General features: G+C 66.4%; 12 protein-coding genes. 5 read left to right on the top strand and 7 right to left on the bottom strand.

Features of this window, described 5'->3' with window-relative positions:
- Positions 1–1,206, top strand: coding sequence for an FAD-dependent oxidoreductase (locus G3I74_RS12700; protein WP_164211977.1), 1,206 nt, complete (start codon positions 1–3; stop codon positions 1,204–1,206).
- Positions 1,207–1,230: 24 nt separating this feature from the next.
- Here the strand turns inward: G3I74_RS12700 and G3I74_RS12695 are convergent, their stop codons facing one another.
- From G3I74_RS12695 to G3I74_RS12680, 4 genes are read right to left on the bottom strand one after another with little or no spacing between them, the layout of a single operon-like run.
- Positions 1,231–2,529: a GspE/PulE family protein gene (locus G3I74_RS12695; RefSeq protein ID WP_164211976.1), complete on the bottom strand. Its 1,299-nt coding sequence runs from the start codon at positions 2,527–2,529 to the stop codon at positions 1,231–1,233.
- A 26-nt stretch (positions 2,530–2,555) separates the two neighbouring features.
- Positions 2,556–3,470: a non-homologous end-joining DNA ligase gene (gene ligD / locus G3I74_RS12690; RefSeq protein ID WP_164211975.1), complete on the bottom strand. Its 915-nt coding sequence runs from the start codon at positions 3,468–3,470 to the stop codon at positions 2,556–2,558.
- Positions 3,467–4,504 (bottom strand): non-homologous end-joining DNA ligase, encoded by a 1,038-nt coding sequence (ligD, locus tag G3I74_RS12685; RefSeq protein WP_203594734.1) that lies wholly within the window; start codon positions 4,502–4,504, stop codon positions 3,467–3,469. Before ligD (G3I74_RS12685) ends, ligD (G3I74_RS12690) begins: the two co-directional genes overlap by 4 nt.
- Complete coding sequence (locus G3I74_RS12680) at positions 4,482–5,225, bottom strand: DNA polymerase ligase N-terminal domain-containing protein (protein WP_203594733.1); 744 nt, start codon at positions 5,223–5,225, stop codon at positions 4,482–4,484. Before G3I74_RS12680 ends, ligD (G3I74_RS12685) begins: the two co-directional genes overlap by 23 nt.
- Before the next feature lie 74 nt (positions 5,226–5,299).
- Here G3I74_RS12680 and G3I74_RS12675 point away from each other — a divergent pair, with 74 nt between their 5' ends.
- From G3I74_RS12675 to nadC, 4 genes are all read left to right on the top strand, one after another.
- Positions 5,300–5,998, top strand: coding sequence for a BON domain-containing protein (locus G3I74_RS12675; protein ID WP_164211974.1), 699 nt, complete (start codon positions 5,300–5,302; stop codon positions 5,996–5,998).
- A 170-nt stretch (positions 5,999–6,168) separates the two neighbouring features.
- Positions 6,169–7,317 carry a quinolinate synthase NadA gene (gene nadA / locus G3I74_RS12670; RefSeq protein ID WP_164211973.1) on the top strand — a complete coding sequence of 383 codons (1,149 nt, stop codon included), beginning with the start codon at positions 6,169–6,171 and terminating at the stop codon, positions 7,315–7,317.
- Between the two features lie 15 nt (positions 7,318–7,332).
- Positions 7,333–8,868: an L-aspartate oxidase gene (locus G3I74_RS12665; protein ID WP_164211972.1), complete on the top strand. Its 1,536-nt coding sequence runs from the start codon at positions 7,333–7,335 to the stop codon at positions 8,866–8,868.
- A gap of 46 nt (positions 8,869–8,914) precedes the next feature.
- A complete protein-coding gene (gene nadC, locus G3I74_RS12660) occupies positions 8,915–9,757 on the top strand; it encodes a carboxylating nicotinate-nucleotide diphosphorylase (protein WP_164211971.1) in 843 nt (280 codons plus the stop codon).
- A 94-nt stretch (positions 9,758–9,851) separates the two neighbouring features.
- Here the strand turns inward: nadC and G3I74_RS12655 are convergent, their stop codons facing one another.
- Genes G3I74_RS12655 through G3I74_RS12645 form a run of 3 tightly spaced genes read right to left on the bottom strand, consistent with a single transcriptional unit; the run spans position 9,852 to position 15,555 of the window.
- Positions 9,852–13,079 carry an efflux RND transporter permease subunit gene (locus G3I74_RS12655; protein WP_164211970.1) on the bottom strand — a complete coding sequence of 1,076 codons (3,228 nt, stop codon included), beginning with the start codon at positions 13,077–13,079 and terminating at the stop codon, positions 9,852–9,854.
- On the bottom strand, positions 13,079–14,209 hold the full coding sequence (locus G3I74_RS12650) for an efflux RND transporter periplasmic adaptor subunit (RefSeq protein WP_164211969.1): 1,131 nt from the start codon (positions 14,207–14,209) through the stop codon (positions 13,079–13,081). Before G3I74_RS12650 ends, G3I74_RS12655 begins: the two co-directional genes overlap by 1 nt.
- Positions 14,206–15,555: a TolC family protein gene (locus G3I74_RS12645; RefSeq protein ID WP_164211968.1), complete on the bottom strand. Its 1,350-nt coding sequence runs from the start codon at positions 15,553–15,555 to the stop codon at positions 14,206–14,208. Before G3I74_RS12645 ends, G3I74_RS12650 begins: the two co-directional genes overlap by 4 nt.
- Between the last annotated feature and the right edge of the window lie 19 nt (positions 15,556–15,574).

Below are 15,574 nucleotides of genomic sequence, written 5' to 3'. Positions count from 1 at the left end.
ATGGCAACGCTGGATTTCGACGTCATTGTGGTCGGCGGCGGGGTCGCCGGCGCCGCCTGCGCTGCCCTGCTGGCGCAACAGCAGCGGCGCGTTGCCCTGGTCGATGCGCGGCGTCCGAGCTTCCGACCGGCCGAGGGCCGGTTTGACCCCCGGGTCGTGGCGATCAGCCCCGGTTCGCGTCGAGTACTGGCGGCAGCTGGAGGGTGGCAGCTGCTTTCCGCAGAGCGACTGGCGTCCTATCGACGCATGGCCGTGCACGCCGCAGCGCTGAGCGTGCACTTCAACGCCGCCGATCATGGCCTGTTGGAGCTGGGCTGGATTGTCGAAATCCCGGCCATGGAAGACGCCCTCTGGCAGAGCCTCGATGGGCTGGAGCGGGTCACCATCTTTGCGCCAGCCGCCTGGGAACGGGTCGATCTGGGTGCCGAAACCGTTCGCCTCAGCCTGACAGACGGCCAGACCCTGCGCAGCGCCCTGCTCGTTGCCGCGGACGGTGCGCGCAGCCGGCTGCGCCGCTTGGCCGGAGTGGCCACCGACGAATGGCACTACAACCAGCGCGCGCTCATCGCACCGGTTCGCACCGAACAGGCGAACACCGGGCTGGCCTGGCAGCGCTTTACCGAGCACGGGCCACTGGCCCTGCTACCGCTGCCGGACGGGCGCTCTTCCATCGTCTGGTCGCAGCCATCCGATCGTGCTCTGGCGCTGCAGACCGCGTCCGAGGGAGATTTCCTCGCCGACATCAACAATCACCAGGACGCCCCGCTCGGCGCAATCATCGGCGTCGGCCAGCGCCATGCACTGCCGCTTGTTCGGCGGCGCGCCCGGCGCCTGTTCCGCGACCGCCTGGTGCTGCTGGGCGACGCCGCGCGCACGGTGCACCCGCTCGCCGGCCAGGGGCTCAATCTCGGGCTGATGGATGCTGCAACCCTGGTCGAGGTGCTGGAGGCGTGGAAATCGGGCAGCCCGGCACAGGAACTGGAGCGCTACCAGCGCTGGCGACAAAGCAACGGCACGCTGATCGGCGGCGGCATTCATGCCATCAACGAGCTGGTTCGCGCCCCCGGCGGACTGGGCCGTCACGCTCTCGGCGCGGGGTTCGGCATAGCCACGCGCCTTTGGCCTCTGCGCGAAGCGTTCGTCCAGCGCGCCTGCGGCATCGACAGCGACAGCCCGCGCCTGGCCCGGAGCGGATGCGCTGCATGACGACAGCGCCGGCCACGGCTCCGCCTAGCCGGCCACCAGCGAAGCTCGTCCGCGGGCGGCGGTTGCGCTGAGCGCGCCAAGGCTGCGCAGTTCGCTCAGGCTGGTCACGCCAACCCGGGCCTTTTCCAGGCCATCGTCGAGCAAAAAGCGATGTTCTCTCTCGGCCAGGCTGCGGCGAATCTCGTGCGCGCCGACATGCTCGAGAATCATGCTGTACTCCTCGTCGCTGGGCCGCCAGACCTCGAACACCCCGATTCGACCCTTAAAGCCCATGCCCTGGCATTGTTCGCAGCCGCACGCAGCCCAGACCCGTTCGGGCACTGAAAGCGCCAACGCCTTCATCCAGCGCCGGTCCTGCTCTTCGGGCGCGCGCTCTTGGCGGCAATCCGGGCACAGCCTGCGAACCAGCCGTTGGGCCACGACCAGCTGAAGATTCGCAGCGACCTCGAAATCGTCCAGTCCGTAGTTCCGTAAAACGGTCACCGTGTCGGCCGCATCGCGGCTGTGAATAGTCGCCATCGTCGCCTTACCCCCGGCGGCCGCGTTGGCGGCAGCCCGCGCTGATTCCTTCTGCGTCAGTTCACCAATGACCAGGTAATCGGGATCAAGGCGCAGCATGGCCTGAGCACCCTCGGCAAAGTCCCAGCCGCGCTCCGGATCGACCGGCATCTGATTGATGCCGGAAATGCCATATTCAACCGGATCTTCCAGGGTGAGGACCTGATGGTCGGTCAACGACAGCTGGTGCAACAGTGAATACAAGGTCGTGGTTTTACCGCTGCCCGTTGGGCCGGCCACCAGCAGCATGCCGCCCACGCCTTGCAGCCAGGCCTGAAGATATTGCAACTCCTGCGCTTCCAGACCCAGTTCGCCAATGTCCTGACGGACTCGGTCCGGCGCCAGCAGGCGAATCGCCAGTTTTTCGCCGGCAACGCAGGGCGCGCCCGTCACCCTGACATCCAGATCAAGGTCGTCAAGGGTATAGCTGAACCGGCCGTCCTCCGGCCCGTGGCTGGCCACTGGATCGATCCGGGCGAGCGCCCGGAACTGGTTGACCAGCTGGGCTCCGTCGTCATGATCGACCTCGGCGACATCCACCATGACGCCATCGATTCGGAAACGCACCCGATACCGGCCGCGAAAGGCGTCGAGGTGAATGTCGCTGGCGCGCGCGTCAACCGCGTCTCTCATCGTCGCCTCGGCGATGGTGCGCTCAGCCGCTTCCTGGCCGTCCTGGGCATCCGCCAGGGTCGGCAAAAGAGCCGCGGCCAAATGATCGTGAACCCTGCGTTCGCTGGTGCCACTTTCGCGTCTGTCGCTCATTGCTCTCTCCGGTCTCCGTTTTGTTCTCAGTTGGTTTTCATGGCGTCAAATCGTTTGCGCGCGTTCTTCAACGAGCAGGCATGTTGGGCGATATCCGCCCAGGGATCATCGATCTGCCCAAGCCGCTGAAAAAGATTGCCGACATGGTATTGACGCGGGCCCAGGTCGCCGGCCTGCGCTTCACTCCAGCGCAGCGGCGTCGCGACCGGGGCACCCGGGCGAGCACGCACGGCATACGGGGCTACCGCGGTCTGTCCATAGGCGTTGCGCTGAACGTCCAGATAAACCCGGTCGCCGCGCTGATTTTTGGTCTTCTTGATGGTCATCAGTTCAGGATCATGATCGGCCACATAACGGGCTAGTCGATCACTGAATTCACGCACCGTATCGAAGTCCTCTCTTCGATCAAGCGGCACAACAAGATGCAGACCCCTCGAGCCGGTGGTCTGAACGAAGACCGGTAGCTGAAGTTTGTCGAGCAATCCCTTCAATTGACTGGCCGCTTTCTGGACTTTTGAAAAGTCCTCATCGGAGGGATCGAGATCGAAGATCAACCGATCGGGATGATGCGGCCGATCTGCCCGCGCCAGCGCCAGATGCGGCGTGATGCAGGCCTGGTTGGAGAGGTAGACCAGAGTAGCGGTATTGTTGGCCAGCACGTAGTCGACCTCACCGCCTTCCTTGGACAGCCGAACGCGGTCGATCCAGTCCGGGAAATAGTCGGGCGCATTTTTCTGGAAGAACCCTTTGGTATCGATACCGTCCGGGTATCGGTGCATGCTCAACGGTCGATCACGGTAATACGTTAGGGCTACTTTGGCGATGCGCAGGTAGTAATCGATTAGATCGGCCTTGGTAATACCGTCGTCGGGAAACAGCACCTTGTCCAGGCTGCTAACCTCGATATCGTGACCGTTGATCCGTACACTTTTATCGGTCATGTCTTCTCCTGGCTTTTATCGGCAGGCACTTCGCGCACGACCTGCCTGGGCTCCTTGTCACGCCGCAAACCGATAAAGCGCGGATGACGCAGCTTGCCGTCGCTGGTCCACTCGGTAAAACCGAACTCGCCAACCAGTTTGGGGCTGACCCAATGGACACCGTCCTCGTCAACCTCCTCGGCAAATGGACAGGTCTTGCGCTCGAGCTTGTCGAGGCGGCGGCGAAAGCTTTCCAGGAAATCATTGTCGTAACCGGTCCCGACCTTACCGGCGTAACGAAGCTTGTCATCGTCGTAATAGCCGACCAGCAGGGCGCCGAAACCCGGGCGCTCGCCGTGCGGCTCGGTAAAGCCTCCGATCACAAGTTCCTGACCATTGCTGCACTTGAACTTGAGCCAGTCCGTCGAGCGGCTGTGCCGGTAAGCCGAGTCGGCGCGCTTGGCAATGACGCCCTCCCAGCCTTGCTGACAGGCATACTGGTGGTAATCTTCGCCCGCCTCATTGCGGTGCGGGGTGTAGCGGATGCGGTGACCGAAATCAAACATTTTCTTCAGCAGCGCCTTGCGACGACGCAGTGTCAATCCATCAAGTCGATAACCCTGAAGATAAGGCAGATCAAAAACGTAGAAATGCACCTCGACATCACTCGCTGCGGCCTCCTCCCGGTCGCTGATCTGCATGCGTTCCTGCAGACGAGAAAAATTGCTGATACCGTCTTCAAAGGTCACGATTTCGCCGTCGATCACGAAATCTTCGATCGCCATGTCTTTCAGCGCCTGTTCAAGTTCGGGATAGGTGTCGTTGAGGTTTTTCTGGTTGCGACTCATCAAGCGGACACGATCGCCATCGCGAAAAGCAAGCGCTCGCTCACCGTCGAACTTGGGCTCGAAGAGCCAGTCCGGGTCCGAAAAGTGATCATGGGTCAGGGTCGCCAGCATGGGCGCAAGCCAGTCGGGATGCGGCGAACGCTCCAGCGCCTCGCGTTCGCTCTTATCCAGCGCCTGTCGCCAGTCACCCATCGCCGCGGCCCTCACCGCCGCTCTCCTCATCGGCGATTTCGTCCAGCGTCCGGTGGCTGACGACAGACTCGGTTTCGGTCGACACCGGGTTGCGTCGCGCATCGGCGTGATCGTCGTCCATCTTGATCAGAAGCCAGCGCGCGTCCTCGCCGCTACCGGTGCGATGCAGCGCATAGCCGCCGGAAATCTTTTCCCCTTGCAGTTTCACGAGCACGTGGCCATCATCGATCGCATCGGCCATTGATCGTTTGCCGTCATCCTTGTCGGTGATGTTTTCGTACGTGCCCCGATCCCAGATCAGCACCGTTCCGCCGCCGTATTCATCCTTCGGTATGACGCCTTCAAAGCCGGCATAGTCCAGGGGGTGATCTTCGGTCGGGATCGCCAGGCGCTTTTCTTTCGGATCAACGGATGGCCCTTTGGGAATCGCCCAGGATTTGAGGACGCCATCGACTTCGAGACGAAAATCGTAGTGCTGCGTTGAAGCATCATGCTTCTGGACGACAAACACCGGTTGCTCGGCACCATTGCGGCTGCTGTCACCCCCTTTTCCCGAAGGTTCGTCGGTGCGGCGGAAATCTCTTTTCTGGCGATAATGTTTTGTTGACATCGATATACGCTTGATGGGCCGACTCATCATCACCTTATCAAAGCCACTCTTTTGGAAACGCTGAATAGGGTCAAATGGCCGACAGGATTTTGCGATTTCGTGCTTGACGCTGCGCGCGAATTTCATTCGCGCTATCGTGGAGTGTGTGATCAACAGTCTGGGTCACCCCGTCAAGCAACCCGCCACACAGGAGTTATCTGATGAGTGACGTTTCCAGCAAGATCAAAGCCGCACTGGAGCGCGAGCCGGAGGTGAAAAGCGACGTCGACGAGATCAATGTTGTCGAGAACGACGTCATCCGGCTGCAAGGCGTCGTTACAACGCTCGGCGCGAAAAGACGTGCCCTGAGGGTGGCGATGGAAACGACCGAACACGGCCTCGTCGCCGACGGGTTGCGGTTGCGGCCACAACAGCAGCGGGGCGATGATCAAATCGCCGCTACGCTTGACCAGGCATTGCGCGGCGAGGTCGAGTTCCAGGGCATTACCATCGACACGGCCGATGCGCTAGCGGAAGAACCCGATGGACAGTGCATCATGTATTCGGTAGACGACGGCGTCGTTCGCCTGGACGGAGTGGTGGAAAGCCTGAGCCACCGTCGGCTGGCCGAGGTCCTGGCCTGGTGGACGCCCGGCATCACCGAGGTCGACAACCGTTTGCGCGTCAAGCCGGCTCAGGAAGAGAACGATGGCGAGCTCGCCGAAGCCCTGGAGATGGTCTTCAGCAAAGATCCGGCCCTGCGCAACCATGAGATCAACGCCCTGGTTCGCGATCGCCAGGTCCACCTCGGTGGTCGGGTCGCCAGCGAGGCACAGAAGCAGCGCGCAAGCGCCGACTGCTGGTGCTTGCCGGGCGTTCACGAAGTTCGCAACGAACTGCAGGTTTTCCCGACGGCGTAAACGGCGAGCGGTGGTGGTCCCGTTCTCCGGAGTCCGGCCCCGCGCCCGTTGCAATTGCAGCCCTCGATCGCGCGCTTGACTGGACCCAAGATTTGAACACTGTCTCCCCCGCCCCGAGATAACGGGGTTGGCACGATCTTTTTTCAAAGCAGCGAACCCTTATCAAAGACATGAAGTCGAATCCAGACCATCCCACTCCAACCAGCCGTTTTGCTGGCCGCGGTCACGCAAGCGCCTGGCCCGAGGCCCGGGAATTAGGCTACGACGAGGGCGTGCGGGCTCGCACCGAACACCTGCTCGAGCGCGTGGCCGACGTGGTCCCGCAAGCCGAGTGGCCGCTGCATGCCCCGCTGATCGATGCCATCAATCGTCTCAAGGTCGAGCGCAACGCGGTCATTCTGGCCCACAACTACATGACGCCCGAGATCTTTCACTGCGTCGGCGACGCCACCGGCGACTCGCTTAAGCTGGCGCAGCTGGCCGCCGAGTCCGATGCCGACATCATCGTCCAGGCCGGGGTGCACTTCATGGCCGAGACGGCCAAGATCCTGGCGCCTGAAAAGACGGTGCTGGTTCCCGATCTGCGCGCCGGCTGCTCGCTGGCCGCCTCGATCACCGGTGCTGACGTGCGGCGGATCCGCCAGGCTTACCCGGCCTACCCCATCGTCACTTACGTCAACACCTCGGCCGAGGTCAAGGCCGAGTCCGACATCTGCTGCACGTCTTCAAACGCGGTCCAGGTGGTCGAAGCAGTGGCCGGCCAGTGGGGCACAGACACCGCGATCCTGATTCCCGACGAGTACCTGGCCAAGAATGTCGCCAGCCAGACCGCCGTGCGCATCCTGACCTGGAAAGGCGCCTGCGAGGTGCACGAACGCTTTACCGCCGAGGAAATCGCCCAGCTGCGCAGCGAGCATCCCGACGCCATGATCATCACCCATCCGGAGTGTCCGCCCGACGTGCTCAAGGCGGCCGATTTTGCCGGCTCCACCGGCGCCATGGCGGCATTCGTGCGCGATCAGGCGCCCAAGACCGCGATCCTGATCACCGAATGCTCGATGAGCGACAACGTCGCGGTGGAAAATCCCGGCACGCGCTTCATTCGGCCGTGCAATCTTTGCCCGCACATGAAAACCATCTCGCTGGCCGGCATCTACGAGTCGCTGCGCCGGCTGCAGTTCGAGGTCAACGTGGATCCGGACGTGGCCCGGCGGGCCCGCAGCAGCGTCCAGGCCATGCTCGACCTGCCGGGCTCGGAGAAGCCGCCGGCTTTCGACACCCGCCGGCCGATCACGGCGGCGGACTACGTCGCGGTCTGAGCCGAAGAATTTTCGATGCACCAGCCACCCGTGGTAATCATCGGCTCGGGCATTGCCGGTCTCTGGACCGCGCTGCACGCCGCGCCGCTGCCGGTCATTCTCCTGGCCGGCAATTCGCTGGGCGCGGACTCGTCCACGGGTTGGGCCCAGGGCGGCATTGCCGCGGCGCTGGGTGAGGACGACAGCCCGGCGCGGCACGCCGAAGACACCGTGGCCGCCGGTGCCGGGCTCGCCGACGCGAGCGCGGCCCGGCAGCTGGCCGAGGCCGCCCCCGGCGAAGTGCGGGCGCTGGCCGATCTCGGCGTGCCCTTCGACCGCCGTGGCGACGGCAGCTGGGCGCTGTCCACCGAAGCGGCCCACAGCGGGGCGCGCGTGGCGCGGGTCAACGGCGACCAGGCCGGCCAGGCCATCGTCGCGGCGCTGACGCGGGCCGCCCGGTCGGCGGCGCACATCGAAATCCGCGAGGGCTGGTTTGGACGCGGCCTGCTGGCGCGCGGCGCGCACGGCTGCCGCGGCGTGCTGGCGCAGGACCGGACGGGCGCCTGGCATGCGATCAGCGCGCGCGCCACCGTCATCGCCACCGGCGGCCTGGGTGGCCTGTACGCCACCACCACCAACCCGCCCGGCAATCGCGGTCAGGCGCTGGCCTGGGCAGCGCGCCTGGGCGCGCGCATTCGCGACCCCGAATTCGTGCAGTTCCACCCGACCGCGATCGACATCGACCGCGACCCGGCGCCGCTGGCGACCGAGGCGCTGCGCGGCGAGGGCGCGCGGCTGATCGATGATCGCGGGCAGCGCTTCATGCCGGCGCTGCATGCGGACGCCGAACTGGCGCCGCGCGACGTCGTGGCGCAGGCGGTACACCGCCAGATCGTGGCCGGGCGGGGTGCTTGGCTGGACGCGGTGGACGCGGTCGGCCGCGCGTTTCCGGAACGCTTTCCAACCGTGTATCGCGCCTGCACGGCCGCCGGCATCGACCCGCGCACCCAGCCGATCCCGATCGCACCGGCCGCGCATTACCACATGGGCGGCGTGGCCACCGACAGCGACGGCTTCAGCGGGGTACCCGGCCTGTACGTGGTCGGAGAAGCCGGCTGTACCGGGGTCCACGGCGCCAACCGCCTGGCATCGAACTCGCTGCTCGACGCGCTGGTCATCGGCCGACGAGCGGGGCTCAGGATTAAGCGCACCGATTCAGGCCTGCATCTGTCCCGCGGCGGCACCGAAAAGCCCGGACCAGATCTGTCCGGGCAGCCGCTGCGCCGGCTGCGCCAGGCGATGAGCCGCCACGCCGGCGTCGAGCGCAGCGCCGCGGGCCTGCAGTCGCTGCTCGAACTCATCGACGACATGACGGCCGAGCGCGGCCCCGCCGACGCGCTGGTCGCCGCGCGCTTCGTCGCCGCGGGCGCGCTGATGCGGGAAGAAAGCCGCGGTGCCCATGCCCGGTCCGACTTTCCGGACCAGCGCAAGCCCGTCGCTCACACCGAGCTCGGTCTCGAGCAGCTCCGCCAGGTCCTGCCGCAGAAAACGCGCAGGCGCGGCGCGGCGTGAGCGTCAACCGATTTCGTCCGGACCAGAACTTAAGGGAGACCCACCCATGAACATTGCCGATCCGGCGCTGCGCCGCATCGTGGCGCTGGCCCTGGCCGAGGATCTGGGTGGGCGCGGCGACGTCACCGGCCAGGCCACCATCCCGGACCACGTGCGCGCGCGCTTCGAGCTGCGCGCGCGCAGCCCCGGCGTGCTGGCAGGCCGCGCCGCCGCGGCCGCGACCCTGGCCCAGGTCGATTCCCGGATCGAGGCCCGGTGGCACCTGGACGACGGCGCCAGGCTTGCGGCCGGAACGCCTATCGCCAGCTTGTCCGGCCCGGCGCGCGCCATCCTGACCGCGGAGCGCACGGCGCTGAATTTTCTCGGTCGCCTGAGCGGCATTGCCACTCTGACCCGCGCCTTCGTCGACGCGGTCGCCGGCACCTCGGCGCGCATCGCCCACACCCGCAAGACCTCGCCCGGCCTGCGCGCGCTGGAACTGGCGGCGGTGGCCGCCGGCGGCGGTGCAGCGCACCGCTTCGGGCTCGACGACGCGGTACTGATCAAGGACAACCACGTGGCCGTGTGCGGCGGCGTGGCCGCGGCGCTGGAGCGTGCGCGCCAATCGGCCGGGCACATGACCCGGATTTCGGTCGAAATCGACCACCTCGGCCAGCTCGACGAGGCCCTGGACGGTGGCGCCGAAGTCATCCTGCTGGACAATTTCTCGCTCTCCGACCTGGGCGCGGCCGTGGCGCGCACCACCGGCTTGAGCGTAATCCTCGAAGCCTCCGGCGGCGTCGCCCTGGACAGCGTGCGCGCGATCGCCGAAACCGGGGTGGACATAATTTCGGTGGGCGCGATTACCCATTCTGCTCCCAGCCTCGATCTGGGTCTGGACGCGCAGTAAACGTTGCGCAAGGCGGTCTCGGAATGACAGTGAAAGTCGCGCTCAGCAGCCGCGCCGTGATCCATCGGTTGACGAGTCCGGGGCGCTGACCGCGTCAGCGCGCGCCGGAATCGGACCCGCGATCCGTTTGACGTTGCTCATTTTCTGCAAAGCAATGGAAATACAGGATCGGAATCAGCACCAGCGTCAGCAAGGTCGAGACCAGGACGCCGCTGAGCAGGGTCAGGCCGAGCGGTTTGAGCGCCGGCTCGAATATCAGCGCCCCGCTGCCGAACATCACCGTGCCGGCGGTCAGCAGAATCGGGCGCGTTCTCAACACACCGGCCTCGATCAGCGCATCATCGGTGGCCATGCCCTCGGCCAGATGTCTTTCGGTGAAATCGACCAGCAGCAGGGCGTTGCGGACAACGATGCCGGCCAGCGCGATGATGCCCAGCACACCCAGACCGGCGATGTTGAGATCCATCAGCCAGTGACCCGGGATGACGCCAATGAAGACCAGGGGGATCGGCATCATGATCAGCAGCGGCACCAGGTAGGAGCCAAAGCGGCCGGCCAGGATGAAATAAATCAGCAGGATGACCGCAAGACCGGCCAGGGCCAGGTCCCGGTAGACCTGGCGCGTCATCTGCCACTCGCCGCTCCAGAACAGGCTGAGCTGGCCATCGTTGTCGGGGGCGTCGATCCAGTGGATGTTCTCGGGATCAAAGCCCTGCTCGTCGAGCTGACCGGCGATGTCGCGCTGGACCGATATCGGCTGGCTGCGGTCGCGGTTGACCGTCGCGGCGACATATTCCAGCGGCAGCTGATCCTTGCGATGGCGGTTGCGCGCCCAGCGCGTAGAGCGGATGTCGACGACATCAAGCAGAGGAACGGCTTCGTCTCCGGCGCTGGCCACGTACAGCCCGGCCAGGTCGGTTCGATCGATGCGCTGATCAGCCGCCAGACGCACCACGACCGGTACCGGCCGGCGTTCACCGGGCAGATCCAGGGTGGTCGCGGTGCGACCGCTCAGGGCCGTTCGCACGTTGGCCGCGACGCGGGCCGGCACGACAGCGCGCGCCGAGGCGCGAACGGAATCGACTCTCAGGTCCAGTTCGGGCCCGGCCGGTTTGGGAAAGCGCTCGATGGCGGCGGTGGCCGGGTGGTCCTGGAGCAAGGCGGCAAGCCGGTCGGCCAGTGCCCGTCGGGCCTCGGCGTCGGGGCCGCGAATTTCAGCCTCGATCCCGTTGTCGCTCGACGGGCCGGATGGAATGCGCCGAATCCACGCCTTGGCCCGGTAAGGCTCGAGAACCGCGGGCAGATCGAGCATCAGCACGCGCCCGAGCTCGAAGCTCAGGCGCTCGCGGCGCTCTTCAGGCGGCAGCTGCACGTACAGGCTGGCGCGGTGATCATCGGTGGTCGACAGATCGGGCGGACCCGGGGCGGGCATCAGCAGCGGCCCCTCGAGGCCGGCAAACAGGGTATACGCCTCGACTTCCGGCAAGTCGCGCAGCTTGCGCCCGACGGCAGCGCCGGCTGCAAGCGTTTGCTGCAGCGAACTGTCGGGCGGCAGCTCCAGCTCGACGACGAACACCTCGCGATCGAGGATGGGCACCAGGGTCAGCTGGACGGCGCGCACAAACACCATCGCCAGGCTGGCCAGCAGCAGCGCCAGCAAGATCGCGTAGAACAGCCAGCGCAGCCAGGGCTGACGAAAAAATGGCGTCAGCAGCCCGCGGTAGGCGCGCGCCAGCGACCCGCTTGACCGCTGCCGACGGCCGGCCGCGTCCTCGTCGTCCTCGTTGCCTGTCTGCGCCCGACGCCCGGCAGCGGGGACTTTGAGCAGGCGATGGGCAAAGTACGGCGTCACGGTCAGCGCGATCAACAGAGAAAACAGGATCGCCAGAGACGCGCCGGTGGGAATGGCGCGCGTGTACTGACCCATCTCGCCGGTGATGAAGGCCGTCGGCAGCAGCGTGGCGACGATCAGCAGCACCGCCAGGATCGTCGGATTGCCGACTTCGTCCACCGCCTGGACGGTGATTTCGCGGGTCTTTTTGCCGGCTTCGCGAAAGTGCCGGCCGATGTTTTCCATCATGATCACGGTATCGTCGGCGATCAAACCGATGGCGAGAATCATGGCTGCGATGGAGACGGGATTGAGCGTGAAGCCGAGCCACAGGTACGCAAACGGGACGATGGAGAGAATGGTCGGAATCATGATCGACACGCCGGCCGCCGCCCGCCAGCCCAGACCGGCCAGGATGATGACCACGACCACGACCGTGGCCACGACCAGGTTTTCCAGCACGCTCATGACGGTTTCGGTCGCCGCTCTGCCGGCGTCGTAACCGATGTGGTAGTCGACCCCGGCCGGCAGCAGGCTGGGCGCCAGCTTCTCAAGCCGCTTCAGGACCTGCTCGGTGACCGTGCTGATGTTGTGGTGCGGGATACTGCTGACCGCAAGGCTGACGGCGGCGACCTCGGTATCCAGGCCATGCTGCCAGTAAAGCGTGGCCGACTCCAGCGGTTCGGGCCCGTCCACTACCTCGGCGACGTCGCCCAAGTAGATCACCCCGGCGTCTCCGGACGCGACCGGGATGCGCTCGATGTCGTTGACCGACGCGGGCAGCGAGCCGGCGCGCACCCGTTGGGTTTGTTCGCCGCGCAGCGGCTCGGCCGGCAAGCGCAGACTCGCTGCTTCGACGGCCTCGGCCAGTCGCACCAGGTCGAACCCTTCGGCGGCCATTTCCCGAACCCGCGGCAGGACCTGGATCTGCCGGCGAAATCCTCCGTGAACGTCGACGGCGCGCACCCCCGCGACCGTTTCGAGCTCGACGGCCAGCTCCTCGCCAAGTCGTCTAAGCTGCGGCGCATCGGCCTGCTTGCTGAACAGCGTGATCATCAGGCCGGCGAGAAATTCCTCGCCGATGAGCTGAATGGTTTCAGGCCCGACGCCGGCCGGCAGCTGATCGCGGTTGCGCTCGATCAGCTGCTTGAGCTCACCATAGGCTTCGGCGTCGCTGATGCCCGGCGAAAACTCGACCTGGATCAAGGCCCCATCGGCCGATGCCACCGTCTCGACTTCGACCACCGGCTCGAGCTGGCCAGCCCAGCTGCCCACCGGCCGGGCAACGAGTTCATCGGTCCGGTCGGCGCCGGCGCCCGGGAAAGGAAGCAGGATCAGCGCCGTCGGAACTTCGATGTCGGGGCGATCCTGGCGCGGGGTCATGACCAGGCCGTAGGCCCCCACCAGCAGGGCGGCGACAATGATCAAAGGGACCAGCGGCGAATCGATGAGTCGATCGGCCAGGGTCCCGGCAACACCCGTCTTTGCCATCAATCCGCTGCCCGGCGCCGGCTGACGACGCGCTGGTTGTCCTGGAGTTCGTTGACAACATCGCCGACAACCACCCGCTCACCCCCCGCCAGTCCGCGCAGGATGCGAGCCCGAGATCCGTCGCTGGCTGCAGTGGTCCGGGTCACCCAGCGCAGGTGGGCACGATCCTGACCCTCGGCGTCGGCCTCGATGACGAATACGCCCTCGAGCTGGCCGCGCTGGATCAGCGCCGCGCCTGGCACCGCCACCAGCGCCTGCACCTGCTCATCGTCCGGTACCCTGACCGTCACCACCATCCCCGGGGCAAGCCCCGGCGGCGGATCATCGATCGACAGGCGCAGGCGCGTGCCGGTGGCAGCCTCACCCTGCTCGCTTGTCAGGGCCGGGAGCAGGGCCTGGACGCGGGCGGCGATCACCCGGTCGAAACCGTCGATCTCCAGCTCAAGCATCTGATCCGGCGTCAGCCGGGTGCCGCTGGCCTGGTCGATACCGGCCTCGACTTCGAGCTGGTCGCGGTCCTCGAACACCACCAGGGGCGGGCCCGGCGCCACGAAGCTGCCGGTTTCGGCGATGATCTCTGAGACGACGCCGTCGAACGGGGCTCGCAGCACGCTGTAGTCCAGGTTCACTTGTGCCGCGGCCAGTTCCGCCGCGGCGCGTTCTTTGGCGCCCTGCGCGCGCTCTTCGGCCAGCTCGGCTTCTTCCAGCCGGATTTTCGCGACCAGCTCGTCCTCGTACAGCCGCTCGAAGCGTTTCCGGTTGCGCTGGGCCTGCTGCCACGCGGCGGCGGCGGCCGCGCGCTGCTCGCGGGCCGCGCTCACGACCGCTTCGAGGTCGCGGGCGTCGACCTCAAGAATGCGCTGGCCGGCCTGCACACGGTCGCCGGCTTCGACCAGAACAGCGCGCACCGCGCCAGCCTGGCGCGTGCCCAGCGCGGCCCGGCGGGCGGGACGGACAACGCCTGCGACCTGGACCATGGCGGCCTGTTCGACGCGCTCGGCCACGGCGAATTCAACTTCGACGGGGGCAGGCGACGGTTGCGCCGGCGAACGATCTTCGCAGCCGGCCAGAAGGCAGACAGCGCCCAGCAAGCCGCTCGCCCAGCCGGCTCGGAAAGCAGCGGTGTTCATGGCTGTATCTCCGTCGCCGAGCCCGCGCCGATGGCCAGGCGATAGCGCTCGGCGGCGATCAGGGCATTGAAACGGGCGTTGATCTCGCGCGTTCGCGCGGCCAGGTCCTCGGCCTGCGCGCGCAGCAGATCGGTGATGTCGTCCAGCCCTTCGGCGTAGCGGCCAAAGGTCTGATCCAGCGCCTCGGCAGCGTCGGCGACGGCGGCCTCGGCCTGGTCCCAGCCGGCCACCTGCGCCTGCCATTGCGCGTGCGCGCTGCGCGCTTCCACCCCGGCTTCTCGGCGCAGGTCCGTCAACTCGGCCCGCGCTTCCTGTTCTCGGGCCCGGGCTTCATCCAGCTTGCCGGCCTGGCCAAATCCGGCAAACGGCGTCCAGCGCAGGGTAAGACCGACCAGCCAGCCGGTTTCACTGAAGCTCAACGGCTGATCACCGTCGACGCGCTGATAGCGTCCAAGCAGGCTGACATCGGGGATAAAGGCCGCGCGGGCGCGGCGGACCGCATACTCCGTGGCCTGCAGCTGCGCTTCCAGCGCCCTGAGGTCGGCGCGATCTTCCATCAGCTGAGATTCGGGAACATCGGGGCGCTCGCGGAGGCGGCGGCGCGGTTCAGGAACCGGGTCGACCAGTTCGAAATCCGGCTCGCCGTCCAGGCCGATCAGCTGGCCCAGTCGGGCCTCGGCGGTAATCACGCGGCTTTCGGCCAGGGCAATCCGGGCCTTCATTTCCGAAACGCGGCTGCGCGCGCTGAGGACATCGACCGGCGACACCAGGCCTTCCTGGAACGCGCCTTCGGCCTGCTCCAGCGCCTGTTGCGCGGTGGCCAGTCCGCGTTGTTCGGCCGCGACCTGGCGCCCTGCGGTGCGCGCTCCGAAATAGGCTTCGACCACGCCCAGGGCAAGCTCGTCCTCGGCTCTGCTGAGCACTCGCCGGGCGGCGTCGACCTTTGCATCGGCCTGCCGTCGGGCGTTCCAGGCGCCGACATTGACCAGCGGCTGGACGACTTGCACGCCGAAGACGTGACCATCCCCCGGCCCCAGGTCACGCCGGCTGAGCACCGGCGGAAAGAGCGAATCCAGCGTCGGGATATCGTCGAGCAGCGAGGCGTCGAAGCGAAGGTAGCTGGCATCGGCAGACACCGTGGGCAGAAATCCCTGGCGGGTCTGACTCTTGACCGCGTCGGCCTGCGCCCGCCGGGCTCGCTGCGCGGCCAGCTGGCTGTTCTCTGTCCGGGCGCGCTCGAGCGCCTGCTGCAGCGACAAAGGCCGCGCATGGCCCGCTCCATCCTCGCCAGCGAGGATCGGCGACGAACTCGCCAGCACAAGACAGGCCAGCCCCGCCGCCACCATGCGGCGCCCAGGTCGCGTC

It is taken from the genome of Wenzhouxiangella limi (assembly GCF_010499265.1).
In the GTDB taxonomy this organism is placed as follows: Bacteria; Pseudomonadota; Gammaproteobacteria; order Xanthomonadales; family Wenzhouxiangellaceae; genus Wenzhouxiangella; species Wenzhouxiangella limi.
Note: the sequence above shows the minus strand (reverse complement) of the source record. Positions and strands in the feature narration are given on the sequence as shown.

What these genes read in the sequence shown, in the direction of transcription:
- G3I74_RS12675 (WP_164211974.1), top strand. Translation starts at nt 5,300, where the DNA reads ATGAGTGACGTTTCCAGCAAGATCAAAGCCGCACTGGAGCGCGAGCCG.
- G3I74_RS12695 (WP_164211976.1), bottom strand. Translation starts at nt 2,529, where the DNA reads ATGAGCGACAGACGCGAAAGTGGCACCAGCGAACGCAGGGTTCACGAT.
- G3I74_RS12645 (WP_164211968.1), bottom strand. Translation starts at nt 15,555, where the DNA reads ATGGTGGCGGCGGGGCTGGCCTGTCTTGTGCTGGCGAGTTCGTCGCCG.
- ligD (WP_164211975.1), bottom strand. Translation starts at nt 3,470, where the DNA reads ATGACCGATAAAAGTGTACGGATCAACGGTCACGATATCGAGGTTAGC.
- G3I74_RS12700 (WP_164211977.1), top strand. Translation starts at nt 1, where the DNA reads ATGGCAACGCTGGATTTCGACGTCATTGTGGTCGGCGGCGGGGTCGCC.
- G3I74_RS12665 (WP_164211972.1), top strand. Translation starts at nt 7,333, where the DNA reads ATGCACCAGCCACCCGTGGTAATCATCGGCTCGGGCATTGCCGGTCTC.
- nadA (WP_164211973.1), top strand. Translation starts at nt 6,169, where the DNA reads ATGAAGTCGAATCCAGACCATCCCACTCCAACCAGCCGTTTTGCTGGC.
- G3I74_RS12650 (WP_164211969.1), bottom strand. Translation starts at nt 14,209, where the DNA reads ATGAACACCGCTGCTTTCCGAGCCGGCTGGGCGAGCGGCTTGCTGGGC.
- G3I74_RS12680 (WP_203594733.1), bottom strand. Translation starts at nt 5,225, where the DNA reads ATGAAATTCGCGCGCAGCGTCAAGCACGAAATCGCAAAATCCTGTCGG.
- nadC (WP_164211971.1), top strand. Translation starts at nt 8,915, where the DNA reads ATGAACATTGCCGATCCGGCGCTGCGCCGCATCGTGGCGCTGGCCCTG.
- G3I74_RS12655 (WP_164211970.1), bottom strand. Translation starts at nt 13,079, where the DNA reads ATGGCAAAGACGGGTGTTGCCGGGACCCTGGCCGATCGACTCATCGAT.